Annotated in this window: 14 protein-coding genes; 9 read left to right on the top strand and 5 right to left on the bottom strand. The window is 63.1% G+C overall.

The window, feature by feature from the left end:
- Nucleotides 1–2: 2 nt before the first annotated feature.
- From FJ986_RS10205 to FJ986_RS10195, 3 genes are all read right to left on the bottom strand, one after another.
- Nucleotides 3–377 (bottom strand): lasso peptide biosynthesis B2 protein, encoded by a 375-nt coding sequence (locus tag FJ986_RS10205; protein ID WP_224618327.1) that lies wholly within the window; start codon nt 375–377, stop codon nt 3–5.
- 118 nt (nt 378–495) lie between these two features.
- On the bottom strand, nt 496–795 hold the full coding sequence (locus FJ986_RS10200) for a PqqD family protein (RefSeq protein ID WP_140497191.1): 300 nt from the start codon (nt 793–795) through the stop codon (nt 496–498).
- Between the two features lie 166 nt (nt 796–961).
- Nucleotides 962–1,114, bottom strand: a complete 153-nt coding sequence (locus FJ986_RS10195) for a lasso peptide (RefSeq protein WP_140497189.1) — start codon at nt 1,112–1,114, stop codon at nt 962–964.
- Nucleotides 1,115–1,636: 522 nt separating this feature from the next.
- Here FJ986_RS10195 and FJ986_RS10190 point away from each other — a divergent pair.
- The 8 genes from FJ986_RS10190 (at nt 1,637) to FJ986_RS10155 (ending at nt 10,039) form a co-directional block, all read left to right on the top strand.
- A complete protein-coding gene (locus FJ986_RS10190) occupies nt 1,637–2,764 on the top strand; it encodes a nucleotidyltransferase family protein (protein WP_140523548.1) in 1,128 nt (375 codons plus the stop codon).
- 70 nt (nt 2,765–2,834) lie between these two features.
- Entirely contained in the window at nt 2,835–3,857 is a 1,023-nt protein-coding gene (locus FJ986_RS10185) for a glycosyltransferase (protein WP_140559754.1), read from the top strand.
- Nucleotides 3,858–4,080: 223 nt separating this feature from the next.
- Nucleotides 4,081–4,482 (top strand): hypothetical protein, encoded by a 402-nt coding sequence (locus FJ986_RS10180; protein WP_140512927.1) that lies wholly within the window; start codon nt 4,081–4,083, stop codon nt 4,480–4,482.
- Between the two features lie 136 nt (nt 4,483–4,618).
- Nucleotides 4,619–5,491 carry a family 16 glycosylhydrolase gene (locus FJ986_RS10175; RefSeq protein WP_140556876.1) on the top strand — a complete coding sequence of 291 codons (873 nt, stop codon included), beginning with the start codon at nt 4,619–4,621 and terminating at the stop codon, nt 5,489–5,491.
- Nucleotides 5,492–5,564: 73 nt separating this feature from the next.
- Entirely contained in the window at nt 5,565–6,896 is a 1,332-nt protein-coding gene (locus tag FJ986_RS10170; protein ID WP_140497179.1) for a UDP-glucose/GDP-mannose dehydrogenase family protein, read from the top strand.
- Between the two features lie 93 nt (nt 6,897–6,989).
- A complete protein-coding gene (locus FJ986_RS10165; RefSeq protein ID WP_140674180.1) occupies nt 6,990–8,432 on the top strand; it encodes a GMC family oxidoreductase in 1,443 nt (480 codons plus the stop codon).
- A 14-nt stretch (nt 8,433–8,446) separates the two neighbouring features.
- The gene (locus FJ986_RS10160) at nt 8,447–8,893 is read left to right on the top strand and encodes a hypothetical protein (RefSeq protein WP_140523560.1); all 447 of its coding nucleotides are present in this window, start codon (nt 8,447–8,449) and stop codon (nt 8,891–8,893) included.
- A 66-nt stretch (nt 8,894–8,959) separates the two neighbouring features.
- Nucleotides 8,960–10,039 (top strand): glycosyltransferase, encoded by a 1,080-nt coding sequence (locus tag FJ986_RS10155; protein ID WP_140674179.1) that lies wholly within the window; start codon nt 8,960–8,962, stop codon nt 10,037–10,039.
- A gap of 204 nt (nt 10,040–10,243) precedes the next feature.
- On the opposite strand, the gene FJ986_RS10150 is transcribed toward FJ986_RS10155, so the two are convergent.
- Together FJ986_RS10150 and FJ986_RS10145 are read right to left on the bottom strand one after the other, a co-directional pair.
- The gene (locus FJ986_RS10150) at nt 10,244–11,266 is read right to left on the bottom strand and encodes a phosphoribosyltransferase family protein (RefSeq protein ID WP_140674177.1); all 1,023 of its coding nucleotides are present in this window, start codon (nt 11,264–11,266) and stop codon (nt 10,244–10,246) included.
- 49 nt (nt 11,267–11,315) lie between these two features.
- Complete coding sequence (locus FJ986_RS10145; RefSeq protein WP_140664147.1) at nt 11,316–12,812, bottom strand: lipopolysaccharide biosynthesis protein; 1,497 nt, start codon at nt 12,810–12,812, stop codon at nt 11,316–11,318.
- A 189-nt stretch (nt 12,813–13,001) separates the two neighbouring features.
- Here FJ986_RS10145 and FJ986_RS10140 point away from each other — a divergent pair, with 189 nt between their 5' ends.
- Nucleotides 13,002–14,174 carry a glycosyltransferase family 4 protein gene (locus FJ986_RS10140; RefSeq protein ID WP_140674175.1) on the top strand — a complete coding sequence of 391 codons (1,173 nt, stop codon included), beginning with the start codon at nt 13,002–13,004 and terminating at the stop codon, nt 14,172–14,174.
- The last annotated feature ends 5 nt before the right edge of the window (nt 14,175–14,179 follow it).

The following is a 14,179-nucleotide window of genomic DNA, read 5'->3' as shown; positions in this document are numbered from 1 at the left end:
AGTCATTGACCATAGTCGACGAGAGGGACAAACCTGTCTATCGAGCCGCCAAGGACGACATGGTTGCCGCTGATCAGCCAGGCATGCGCCTTCAGCTGCCGGCCGGTGTCGCGCTCGATGCCGATGCGGATCTTCGAGGCGTTGCCCTGGCGGGCGAGAATGTACTGGCCGGCGAGCGCCTGGGTGAGGCAGCTTGCGCGCGGCACCAGGCGGGCCGCGGCGGCAACGCCCCAGGCGACACGGCGCAGCTCTCCCGTGCTGGCGCATTCACGCGCCTCCAGCCGGGTGACGATGCCGCGAAGGCGGTTGTAGGAGAACAGGGTCAGCCCCAGGCGAACGGCCGCGACCACCAGCAGGCAGCGGCAGAGGAACAGCATTTCCGGGGCACTCAGGGAGAGAGCTCGAAGCCGACGCCGCCGGTGCTTCGTCTGGTCGGGACTTTTCTCCGTCGCAGGTTCTTGCCGCAAAACCGTGACCCGCTTTTGCGGAACCTGCCTAGACAGGTTCCTCATGATGCAGCCTCGCAAGTCCGCTATCGGCCAGACCTTTCAACAGCGCGTCGACATCGGCCCTGCAGCGCTCGGCGTCGACATCATAGCGCGCGAGCACGGCCCGGCGGATTTCGGCAATTGGTTTCGGCTCCTGAATCAGCTCCCAGATGAACGTGCCTACCCCGTTGAGGCTGTAGTAGATGTTGGATTTCAGGTTGAGAAGCGCCAGGCCATTGCCGAATTCGCAGGCAACCGCTTCCTTGGTCGCACTTACGCGATCGTGGTCAGATGGGTTCCAGTTCATCCGAAAACCTCGTTTGCTACACACTGTCCGCAATGCGTGCCGACCATTCTGGCGATGAAGAAAAGCCGGGTCAGGCAATGAAGAGAAGCCGGGATTTTCACCCCGACTCCCTTTATGGTTCTTGGATTCCAGAGGCCCAACGTGTCCCTCCAGAATCAGGACAGGCTCAGGAGAACGTCAGGTCGCCAATCGGCGTGTGCGCAGGAAATGCTGCGTCGAGCGCCGTGTTGCCGCCACCGCCCTGAGTGATGGTTTCAATCGAACCATGAACCGTCAGGCTGGGCGTTTCGTACTCCTGCTTTTCAACATTCTGTTCCATTTTACACTCCATCAAGGACTGGAAACGGCCTGTCGATTGCCGGCGGCACTTTCATGCTGCGATGCAATAGCTGCATGGCAGCATTTATGAGTCAAGCCTGATTTACCGCGCATTAATCAATTATGGACTGCGCGCGCAGACACAGTCGTGAGTAACGATCTCAAGCTTTGGCCTTGATCGCCTCGAGATCCCTGCATATGGGCCTAATGCACTAGGTCAGCATAAGAAATTGATTTGCATATATAAACTTTTTAAGCCCTGTCACTTCAAGGCATGGCGACAATAATGCCCTAGCACCGGGTCTCCCGGTAGGTTTGCTACGGAACGCCGAAAAGGCCACTCGTCCCCTGGGGTCCAGCAGTTCTCCTCATCGTTCGCCCGAGCCGGTTTCGATAAACGTCGGGGCCGGATTTTTGCGCTGCAAAAGGAAAAACTGGACGGCGCAAAAGTTTTTGGCGATGCTTTGCTTCGCACCTGCAGCATAGGCGTCGCGCCGATCGCTTCTGGAGAACCGTGCGCCCGATGGCCCTGACCGAACGTTCATATGAGCGACTGCGCGCCGCCGATTGCGCCAGCGAGATCGCCTATGTGCAGGCCTGTCTGCGGCTGTTCTTCGCGGCGCGATCCGGCGCCGCGCCCGGCGATGCCTCCGGCCTCTCCGTGGCCAATGTCACCGACATAGCCAGGTTGAACAAGGTCGCGACCTTTATCCTCAAGGTGCTGTCGAGCGCACCCGCGAACGGGCCGCCGGCTCAGTTCTCCCAATGGCTCGACGCCTACCGCCGGAAGACCGTTTCGATGAACGCGTCCTGCATCATGGATTCGATGGCGATCCAGGCGGCGCTGCGCGACAGGCAGATCGATTTCGTTTTCCTGAAAGGTCCCTTCCAGCAGCATCTGCTTTACGACGATCATTTCATGAAGCCTTCGGGCGATGTCGACATATTGGTGGCGCCGGCCGGGTTTTTCAGGGCGCGCGAGGCGCTCCGCTCGATCGGATACGAGATCGCCGGCAAGTCGCGCTCCGTCTGGTGGGTCCGTTTCCTCGGCGAACAGCACATGATCCGCGGCGACGGGCCGACGCAATCCACTGTCGATCTGCATTATCGGCTCCAGCAACCCGGCTCGCCCAGCCCGCGCGACGCGGATGGCTTCCTGCGGCGCAAACGGCAGGTCGAGATCACCGGCGTCGAGGTGCCGTTCACATCGGCGGCCGACACTCTGCTGTTGTCCTGCATCAGCGTCGCCAAGGCGCTTTTCAACCGGGAACCCTGCGCCGGTTACGTCTGCGACGTGCGCGCCAGCGCCGACCGCCTGGACGAAGCCGAGCAGCAGCGCCTGCTCGATGCCGCCGCGGCGCAGGGGCTGGACGACACGCTGCTGCTTGGCCTGCGCGCCGCCGACGTGCTCCTCGGCGGCGCCGACACGCTCCTGTCGCAGCGCGCCGCGCGGATGCTGTCGCGTATCGGCAATGAGGACCTGCTCAACATGGTCATCGCGCCATGGCTGTCATCCCTGCGCTGGCCGCAGCGGCGCACCGTGTTGTGGGAGTTGTGCGGTCGTGCGCCGGTCCGCTATCTGGCGGAAGCCGGCTGGGCGGCATCGGCCGACATCAGCCGCCGCATCTTCGAACGGCAGGGCAGCCCGTGACGGGAAGCCTGTCGGGCATCGAACACGTACAGGGCGAGGGCAGAATGGAACCTGTGCAAGAGGCAAATTCATGTCGATGACAAAATCAAAGGTCTGCGTGATCATCGCGGCCCGAAACGCGGCGCGAACAATCGCGGTCGCCATCGCGTCCGCGCTGCGCGAACCGGAAGTGGCCGAAGTCGTCGTCGTCGATGACGCCTCCACCGATGACACGGCCCAAGTCGCCCGCGCCGCCGATGACGGCAGCGACCGGCTCGCGGTGATCCGTCTCGACGTCAATCGCGGCCCCTCCTTCGCCCGCAACGCCGCCATCGCCGCCTCGCAATCGCCATTCATCGCCATTCTGGACGCCGACGACTTCTTTCTCGCGGGCAGATTTCACAATCTGTTTGCCGGCGCGGACTGGGATTTCGCGGCCGACAACATCATGCTCATCAGGGACGACGCCTTGAGCGATGTCACCCAGATCGTCGCACCGCAGTTCGCGGCCGAGCCGGAATTCCTCGACCTGGAGCGCTTCGTCGAAGGCAACATCTCCAGGCGCAACGTGCGCAGAGGCGAACTCGGTTTCCTCAAGCCGGTGATCAGCCGCGCTTTTCTCGACAGGCACGGCTTGCGCTATGACGAGAGCTTGCGTCTGGGCGAGGATTACGAACTCTACGCGCGCGCGGTCGCCAGCGGCGCGCGCTTCAAGGTCATCCGCTCCTGCGGTTACGGCGCCATCGTGCGGGCCGATTCGCTGAGCGGCCGCCACAAGACCCAGGACCTGAAGCGTCTTGCCGACGCCGACCTGGCGCTGCTGGCGATCGACAGCCTGCCTGAGGGTTCCAAAGCGGTGCTGCGCCGCCACGAGCGCCACGTGCGCGACAAATACCGGCTGCGCAATTTCCTCGACGTCAAGGCCGAGCGGGGCCTGGCGTCGGCCGCGGCCTATGCCTTCGCAAGCCAATCCAACCTGGTTCCCATCGTCCAGGGCGTGGCGTCCGACAAGCTCGAGGCGCTGTTTCGCCGCGTCGGGTTCGCCTCCCGTCGTCAACATGTGCCGCCAATGCGTTTTCTCATGGCCGGCACCAGCACGGGCAAGCAGCCTTGAATGCGGGCGTCCGGCCGCGCTCTTGCCAGCCCGTCGCGCAAAGCATTTCCGGCGGATTTATGAGTTTACGAATTGGGTGGTTGCCTAGCCGGCCGGAGGATGGCAGTCTATGTTGCGGTGCAGCAATTAGGATGGCCAATGAACCGGCCTCCGATCGGACTGCCCGATATTGAACCGGTAAGGGGCCCGGCCGACGGCCGGACTACCACAGGACTTTGAACGCATGGCCTCGATATTCGGCTTCAGATCAAGGAATCCGGCCCGCGACCGCCAGACCGACATCTCGCGCCTCGACCGCCTGGCGAAGCTGTTCGAGCAGATCGCGGCCGAGATCGAGGCCGAGCGAAACGGGCTGGAGAATCGCTACAAGGCGACGGCCACCAACGCCGCCTTTCTGGTCGAGGCCATGGAGAACGGCTCGGCGTCTGCGCGCCGTTCCGCCGAGGTCGATGAATTGACGACGTCGATCCTGAATTGCGAGCGCCGCATCGCGGCGCTGTCGCGCCAGAACGGCATGGTCCGGGAGCTTCGTCATTCGCTGGATATGGTTTTCGATGAGGACGGGTCGTCCGATATGACGGCCAGCGAGGGGCTCGCCAAACCGGCAGGCGCCGGCAGAGGGTGAAGGCTGAAGGGTGGATTTGGCGCGAGGCGAGAAGGCAGCTTGGGGAGGGGCTGACGAGAGAAAGAAAGCGCCGTTTGGCAACGGCTCGAATGGCTACTTTGGGTTGGGGATGCACAGCGCAAAGGTTGAGTTTCGTATGAATGCGGATCCGAGAACCACGTTCACCGTCGCAGTTCGCGGCATATCGTCAACGCGCCAGGCCAGGCAAGCCCGCCCAGGCGATTCCACCGGACGCAGGGCTGCCCTGGTCGCGCTGGCTCTCGCTAGCCTGTTCGCCGGGCCGGCGCCATCCTGGTCGCAAGATCTGAAGTCGGCGCCCTCATTCGTCGATGATTTCACCAGCTTCAACCGCCAGCGCTGGTATGTCTCCGATGGCTGGACGAATGGCGGCCATCAGAATTGCACCTGGGCGAAGGGACAGGTCAGCCTGGCGGACGGCGTGCTGTCATTGGGTTTCGAGAAGCAGAAGACGAAGGACCGCGACTACGCTTGCGGCGAAATCCAGACCAAGCAGCGCTTCGGCTACGGCACCTACGAGGCGCGCATGAAGACCGACACCGGTCCCGGCCTCAACGCGGCTTTCTTCTCCTATATCGGCCCGTCGGACAAGCAGCCCTGGGACGAGATCGACTTCGAGATCCTGACCAAGGACACGTCCAAGGTGCAGGTCAATGCCTACATCGCCGGCAAGGGCAAGAACGAGAAGCTGGTCGACGTGCCGGGCGGCACGGAAAAGGCCTTCAACGACTACGCCTTCGTCTGGCAGAAGGACAGTTTGCGCTGGTACGTCAACGGCCAACTGGTGAACACCATCACCGATCCGGCAAAGCTGCCCAGCCATGCTCAGAAGATCTTCTTCAGCCTCTGGGGCAGCGATACGATGACCGGATGGTTGGGCGCATTCGCCGATCCCGGACGCAAGCTTTCGCTGCAGATCGAGCGCGTCGCCTTCACCGCGCAGGGCGAACCCTGCCAGTTTCCGGAATCGCTGGCATGCAGCGTAAAGTAGAACCTATTGGGAAAGTCGATTTGAACCGGCCGGGCCGACCACGGTCCGCTGCCCTGGACAGGAACAAAACAGAATGAATTTGACGGTGTTTGGTATCGGCTATGTCGGTCTCGTGCAGGCTGCTGTGCTTGCCGAAGTGGGCCACCAGGTCGTCTGCGTCGACATCGACGCGAACAAGGTCGAGCGGCTCAATCAAGGTCTCGTCCCGATTTTCGAGCCGGGCCTGGAAAGCATCGTGAGGGAGAACCATGCCGCCGGCCGCATCAAGTTCACCACCGACGCGGCCGCCGCCGTCAGGCATGGTGAAATCCAGATGATCGCGGTCGGCACGCCTCCCGGCGAGGATGGCTCGGCCGATCTCAAATATGTGCTGGCGGTCGCCGAGGCGATCGGCCGGGAAATGGATGCGCCCAAGATCGTCGTCGGCAAGTCGACCGTGCCGGTCGGCACCTGCGAGAAGATCAAGGCCAGGATCGCCGAAACGCTGAAGAAAAGAGGCCGCGAGGACCTGACCTTCGACGTCGCTTCCAATCCGGAATTCCTCAAGGAAGGGTCCGCCGTCGCCGATTGCATGAGGCCGGACCGCATCATCGTCGGCACATCGAGCGAGGACACCGAGGCGGTGATGCGTGAGCTCTACGCCCCCTTCAACCGCAACCACGAGAAGATGATCGTGATGGATGTGCGCAGCGCCGAATTCACCAAATACGCGGCCAATTGCATGCTCGCCACCAAGATCAGCTTCATGAACGAAATGGCGAATCTGGCCGAACAGCTCGGCGCCGACATCGAGGAGGTGCGCAAGGGCATCGGCAGCGATCCGCGCATCGGCTACCACTTCATTTATCCGGGCCTCGGCTATGGCGGCTCCTGCTTTCCCAAGGACGTGCGCGCCCTGATCAAGACCGCCGAAGGCGTCAAGTTCGACGCCAAGCTGCTGCGCGCCGTCGAGGAGCGCAACAACGAGCAGAAATCCGTGCTGTTCGACAAGGTGAACCGCTATTTCAAGGGCAACCTCAAGGGCAAGACCTTCGCGCTCTGGGGCCTGGCTTTCAAGCCCAACACCGACGACATGCGCGAGGCGCCCGCCCGCACGCTGATGGAGGCACTCTGGAACGTCGGCGCCACCGTGCAGGCCTATGATCCCGAGGCGATGCAGGAATGCCAAGCCATCTATGGGCTGCGCGACGACCTGCTTCTGTGCGGCACCAAGGAAGCGGCGCTGCGCGGCGCCGATGCGCTGCTGATCGCCACCGAGTGGAAGAGTTTTCGTGCGCCTTCCTTCGACGCGCTGAAGGACGCGCTGACCACGCCGATCATCTTCGACGGCCGCAACCTCTATGATCCCAAGGTCATCGCCCGCCACGGCATCGAATATCACTCGATCGGCAGGATGGCGGCATGAGACCGGGTTTGGGCAATCCAATGTGGGATCGCCGCGGCCGGCCGGTGTGCTTGCCATGACGAACGCACAAGACCCGGAAAGGAGTTGCGGCTGATGGTGCTGGACGTAAAGCCGGAGCAGATCACCAAGGACCACTTCGACGTTGTCGCGATCGGTTCCGGTTTCGGTTCGGCCTTCTTCCTGCACGAATTCACGAAGCGGCGTAAGGCGCGCATCCTGCTCCTGGAATGGGGCCGCCACAACACGCATGAATGGCAGCTCAAGCAGAACGTCAACACCGACATCGAGGACGAGTCGACCTACAAGACCAATTCCGACAAGCTCTGGAACTACACGATCGGGCTGGGCGGCGGCACCAATTGCTGGTTCGCGCAGACGCCGAGGTTCCATCCCAACGATTTCAGGCTGAAAAGCACCTACGGCATCGGCAATGACTGGCCGATCAGCTATGACGACGTCGAACCGTTCTATTGCGACGCCGAAGACATCATGTCGATCTCGGGCGATCCCGACATGGCGGCGATGCTGCCGCGTTCGAAGCCTTTTCCGCAGCCGCCGCACCGCATGTCGACGCCCGACCGGATCATGAAGGCGGCGCAGCCCGGCCAGCATTTCGTCATGCCGACCGCGCGCGCCCGCGTGCCGACCGCGCAGCGCACCTCGTGCTGCGCCAACCTCAGATGCTGGCTATGCCCGGTCGACGCCAAGTTCACCGCCAATAACGGCCTGATGCATGTCTTCGAACATCCCGACGTGTCGGTCTGCCTCGGTTCGGAAGTGCGCAGGCTAGACCATGTCGGCGGGACGGTCCGCTCGGTCACCTTCGTCCACGCCGGCAAGGAATATCAGGTCAGCGGCGACCTGTTCGTTCTCGGCGCCAATGCCATCCAGAGCGCGGCGATCATGCTGCGCTCCGGCCTGGGAGGCGAATTCGTCGGCCGCGGCCTGCATGAATCCTATGGCTGGAATTTCGAGGTCTATCTCGACGGTGTCGACAATTTCGACGGCAGCACCATCACCACCGGCTTGAATTTCGGCCTCTATGACGGTCCGCACCGGTCCGAGCACGCCGCGGCGCTGGTCTATTTCGAGAACCGCTGGCAACACGGCATGCGCGCCGAGAAGGGACGGCTGCGCCAGGCTCTGCCGCTTGTCGTGGTGACCGAGAACCTGCTCGACCATGAGAATTTCGTCACGCTCGACGAGGACGACAACGCCTTCGTCAGCTTCAAGGCGCCGTCGGACTACGCGGTCAAGGGCATGGCGCGGGCGCTGGAGAAACTGCCCGGGCTGCTCGCCCCGCTACCGGTCGAACAGCTTTTCGATCGCGGCATCCGGCCAACCGAATCGCATGTCCAGGGTACGCTCCGGATGGGAACGGGCCCGGCCGATTCGGTGGTCGACAGCGGCATGATTCATCACCAGCTCAGGAACCTGGTCGTGGTCGGCACCAGCACATATCCGAGCTGTTCATGCGCCAATCCGAGCCTGACCGCGGCAGCGCTGTCCCTGCGGGCGGCGAGCCGGATGGCGTGAGAGGAGCAAACCAGATGACAGAGATCTCGCGACGCTCCGCACTGGCCGTCATGGCGGGCGGGGTGGTGTCGACCGGCATTGCCTACGCGGCAGTATCCTCGTTTTCGGATGAGGATCTGGTGCGCGTCACGCTCGAGAAATATTTCGGCAAGCTCAACATGCGCATCGAGCATTTGCAGCAGTTCGTCCTGGCGTTCCGCGACAGGAACCCGTGGATATTCCCGAGCAAGAAACTCAGCGACGCCGTCACCTTGCTCGAGGAGACAAGGCTGGGCAAAGCCCGCGCTCTGCTGCCGGAGCAGAAGAAGCAGGACCTCCTGCATTTCGACCGCTGGCTGATCGCCGAATTCCACATGCTGACCGACTACGCCTGGCGCAGTTCGCCGGGCGATCCGATCCGGTTCACCGGATGGCAGCCATGCACCAATCCGTTCGCCAATCTCGAGCAACAGAGTGCCTGAGGCGGTGCCGGAGCAAGCTCTCGGGCCACATTGAACGAAACGCGAAAGAACCAGGAGCCAGGAACCATGAAAGTTCTTTTTGCAGGCGGCAACGGATACACGCCCGAATTCAGCGGCGGCGTCCAGTCGAGCACCCATCATCTGGCCGAGCAGTTGATCGAGCACGGCCATGAGGCGGCCGTACTGGCCGCCCTGTTCGGCGACGGTGTCTTCGGCTTCAAGGCGCGCGCCAAGATGAAGCTGCTGCGTCAGCCGGCGGTCATCGACAGTTTTCCCGGCTATCCGGTGGTGCGGGCCTGGTTTCCCTGGAAGGCGGCCGACTTTGCCGTCCGCAGATTGAAGCCGGACGTGGCCGTCGTCCAATGCCACAAGTCGGTTCCGGTGGGCAAGGCGCTGCAGGCCGAAGGCGTGCCGCTGGTCGTCTATCTCAGGAATGTCGAGTTCCATGAGCTGGGCGGCGATCTGCGCGAGTTGCATTCGGCGCTCTACATCGCCAACTCGCAATTCACCGCGCGCGCCTACAAACAGAAGTTCGGCATCGATGCGGCGGTGCTGCCGCCGACCATCAATGCCGCCCTCTACAGCACGCCGACCACGGGCCAGTTCGTCACCTTGATCAATCCGTACGAGGAGAAAGGCTTCGAGCTCGCCGTGCGCATCGCCGGCGCCTGCCCCGAGATTCCGTTCCTGTTCGTGGAGAGCTGGAAGCTTGCCGACGATCATCGCGCCCGCATCGAGCAAACCATCGCCCCGTTCTCCAATATCAGGCTGGAGAACCGCACCGGCGACATGAAGACCGTCTATGGCCGCACCAGGATCCTGCTGGCGCCCAGCAAATGGGAAGAGGCCTGGGGCCGTGTGGCCTCGGAAGCCCATTGCAGCGGCATTCCCGTCATCGGCTCGCGGCGCGGCGGCCTGCCCGAAGCGATCGGACCGGGCGGCGTGGTGCTCGATTACGAAGCTCCGCTCACCGACTGGGTCGCGGCTGTCAGGCTGCTGTGGAACGACCGCCAGGAATATGACCGGCTCTCGGCCACGGCGCGCAGCTTCTCCGAGCGTCCGGAGCTCGATCCTGACCGCCAGTTCCTCACCTTCTTTTCCATGCTGGACAAGGCCACACAGCAGCGTTCGCGACAGGCGGCGTAGCCGAGGCTTAGGCTGGAACCGACCTCGGCAGCCCTGTAATAGGAATTTTTTCTTGACAGGGTGAAGGCAACTATGGTAGTTTTTTGGTTATGGTGCTGAGTTGCGCCGGAAACCCGCTGCACAGGAGGGTTTGATGCTTCTCGACCGGCGCGCCGGCGAACACTCCGAAGGAACCCGTTAATCTGGATTCGCAGCCTTGGCGGATCAGGCCAGGCGCTTGACCCGGCTTTTCAGCGTCTCGTAGCCGCGGGCGCCAAGCAGGGCGCGGGCAAGGGCCTTGGCGGCGCCCTTGCGGCCTTCCTGTGATTTGGCCTGTCGCAACCTGGCCGGCAGGTTGCGCGCCGCCTGGCCGAGCGCCGGGAGCGACAGCGCGTTGGGAAAGCTGACCATGTGCGTTTCGATGCACAGCACCGGTTTGCCCGACAGCTCGGTGATCCTTAGCGCCTGCTCGTGCTCGCTCTCGATGAACAGGATGGCATCGGATTTGCGGTAGAATTCGGCCTTGAAACTGCCATGCGCGCCAAGCCGCTGACGCTCCGCCTTGCTCGGCAGGTCGAGCATGATCAGATGATCGTACTTGATCTCGTGCTTGGCCAGCCATGCCTCGGTCAGCGCGCGGTATTTCTCCAGCCGGCTGGTCACCAGCCAGCCGATCTTGCGGGTCGCGGTATGGAGCGGCCGCGCTTCGCTAAGGAATTTCTCGTAGGCCGGACCATCGTCGTTTTCCGCCTCGGTCGGATCGAGGCACAGCACCCCGTCTATGTCGACGCAGCATTGCGCAAGGAATTTGTGATGCATGAAGTTCCACTGGAACATGCGCGGATGCGGCACGACCTCGAAGACGACATCGGTCTCGGCATGCTGCGGCTCAAGCCCGAACACGGCGGCAAAGGTGTAGTCGGCCTCGATGCCGGCACCCTCTATGCGGGCGCGGGCGTCGCGCATGGCGTTGCCGCCGGAGACGCTGTCGTCGATCACCAGCACCTTGCGCATTTCCGCGACCTTGCGGTCGAGCACCGCACGGCGCTTGGTGATGCCCGATGTGTAGACGCGACCCTCGAGGAAGGAGTCCAGGTCGGTCATCGGTATGTTCGCCGCGAGACTGACCAGCGTCGCTGCCAGCACCCCGCTTCTGGGGACGCCGACCACCAGGTCGATGTCGCGCGGCAACCGGTGAAGGTTGCTCACGATCGCGTCGTTCATGTCTGAGATCGATCGGTAATGCATGGATCAGGCCTGATGCTCGGGTGAACGGTAAGGGTCGAAAGCGCCGAAATTATTGCGCCTCGCGCGGTGCTGCCGCCGGCGGCCTTGCCGGCAGCATTTTCAAAGCCTCGCGCAAGGCTTCACGGCCGGCTGCGAAGGCCAGCGCGATGACGATGGTGATGAGATAGGCAAGGATCGCGCCGCTGGCCAAGGCAATGACATGCTGCTGCGGCAGCAGCGGCTTGACCAACCAGACCACCGCAAGCGCCACATGCGCGCCGAGCACGAACGGCGTCGCCGCGCGAAGCACGTGGCTTGCCCGCAGCGGCCCGCTCCTGCCGACATAGAGCCACAGGAAAGGCGTGCGCAGATATTCGCTGACGGCATAGGCGATCGCCACGCCGAGCGCGCCATAAGGCAGGCCCAGCACGAAAGCGAGCACCGACGTTACCGCCGTGATGATGCCCCAGCGCATGAAGTCGCCGGAACGGCCTTGGCTGACGAACAGCCATCCGGCCGGATTGTTGAGCGGCTGCAGCAGCCCGGCGAAGCCAAGCGCCAGGAAAATGCCGGCGCTCGCGCGCCATTGCTCACCGAGCACGAAGGGGATGAGTATGTCGGACATGGCGGTGGCGAAAGCGACGCCGGGAAGCGCCACCAGCAGGATCAGCGGCATGACGCGAAGATAGGCGCTGCGGTAGCGGTCGGGCTCGTCCTTCAGCCTGGAAAGAGCCGGCACCATCACCTTCGACAGCGGGTTCGTGATCTGGCTCAGCGGGAATAGGAGCAGCTTGTAGGCACGGTCATAGAGGCCGAGCTGCGCCTCGCCCCAGTATTTTCCGATCAGCACGTTGTCGAGATTGCGGGCGAAGAAATTGGCGAAGTTGAAGCCGGTTATGCCGGCGCCGAAATTGATCAGCTCGCTGATCCCGGCGACCTTGCGCGGCAGGCTGGGCCGCCAGCGCGAACTGGCCCAGTAGCACAGCGTCGGCAGCACGGCTCCGGTCAAGGTGCCGGCGAAAAGTGCCCAGTAGGAGCGATCGACGAATGTCCAGGCGATCGACACGGCAAGACCAGCCACGGCGCCTGCGACATCGATGATGGCCAGGCGGCCGAACTGCATGCGGCGCGTCAGGAGCGCCAGATGCTGCGCACCGAGGCCGTAGGCCATGATCTGCAGGCCCAGCGCCGCCACCAGGCCAGCCACACGCGGTTCGCCGTAGAAGGCGGCGACCAGCGGTGCCGCGCCGGCAAGCACGCAGGCCAGGATGGCGCTGACGGCGACGTTGATCCAGAACAGGTAGTTCACCTCGTCGTGCCGTATGCCCGATTTCTGGATGGTCGCCTGGGTGAGGCCGAAATCCTGGAACAGCGCGATAAAGGCCAGCACCGGCGCGCACATCGCCACGACGCCGAAATCCTGCGGCAACAGGAGACGCGACAGCACGATGACGGAAATGATCTGCGTGGCGACCCGCACGGACTGCGACAAGGCCGTCACGACCGCGCCACGCCCGACCGATTTGCGCAGCGAGCCTTCTGGCGGATCGAATGGATTGGCTTCCAAATTCAGGATTCCTGATTCTTGTGCAGGTTCCGACCAGGAACCCTGCAACCGCCGCCGCGGCCAAATTACGGCATTTATTTTGCAGTGCAACAAAAAACGTGGATTTTGCTACGCTGCACCAAAAATGTTGCGATGCAGCAAGACCTGTACTAGGTTCGCCGTGGGTGGGCCAACAGCGGTCGAGTTTTCATGCTGAATGTCTTGTACCTTGTGCATGACGTTTCCGACCCGGCAGTGCGCCGGCGGATTACAATGCTCAGGGCAGGTGGCGCCCAGGTCACGCTCGCAGGCTTCCGTCGCACGGCAAATCCCATTGCCGACGTCGAGGGATTGCGGTCGCTGGATCTCGGCGCGACGCGTGACGGGCGATTCGCCCAGCGTCTGACGGCAGTCGCCAAGGCGGCGGTTTCGATCGGCACCAGGCTCCACGGCATGCCGAGACCCGATCTCATCATCGCGCGCAACCTGGAAATGCTGGCGCTCGCCCGCCGCGCCAACACGGCGTTCGGCGCAGCGGTGCCGATCGTCTATGAATGCCTCGACATCCATCGCCTGATGCTTCGCAGCGATGCGGTCGGCAAGGCGCTGCGTGCCACGGAACGTTACCTTGCCAGGGACGTAAGGCTGCTGGTGACCAGCTCGCCCGCATTCACCGCCAATTATTTCGAGCCGTACGGCCAGGTGACGGCGCCGGTCGAACTGGTCGAAAACAAATATTTCGAGGCAGCGGCGATCCTGCCGGCCGAGCATGAGATGGCCGAGGCGCCTGTCGCGCCACCCTGGCGCATCGGCTGGTTCGGGGCATTGCGCTGCCGCCGCTCGCTCGAACTCCTGGCCGATTTCTCGCGCCGCGCCGACGGCCGGTTCGAGATCGTGCTGCGCGGCCGCCCGGCGTTGACCGAATTCCCGGATTTCCACGCCTTCGTCGAGGCGGAGCCCTGGCTTTCGTTTCGCGGACCCTACCGCAACCCGGAGGACATGGCGGCGATCTACCGGGACGTGCATTTCTCCTGGGCGATCGATTTCTTCGAGGCGGGCCAGAATTCCGAATGGCTGCTGCCCAATCGCCTCTATGAAGGCTGCCGATTCGGCGCGGTGCCGATCTCGATGGCCAACACGGAAACTGGGCGGTTCCTCGGCCGGCAAGGCATCGGCATTCTGTTGCCCGAAGCCTCACCCGACGCGCTCGAAGCCGCCATCGGCAAGATGGAGGAGCGCCGCTTCAGCACGTTGAAGGAGCGCGTTCTGTCGCGCAACCCCAGGATATGGAGCTATGATCGCAGCGATTGCCGGGCGCTGGTCGACAAGCTTCGCAGCCTGGCCGCCATGCGCCAACCCTTCGCGGCCGAGGCTTTGGCCTAGGATGG

This window comes from Mesorhizobium sp. B1-1-1 (assembly GCF_006442955.1).
Lineage (GTDB): Bacteria > Pseudomonadota > Alphaproteobacteria > Rhizobiales > Rhizobiaceae > Mesorhizobium.
Note: the sequence above shows the minus strand (reverse complement) of the source record. Positions and strands in the feature narration are given on the sequence as shown.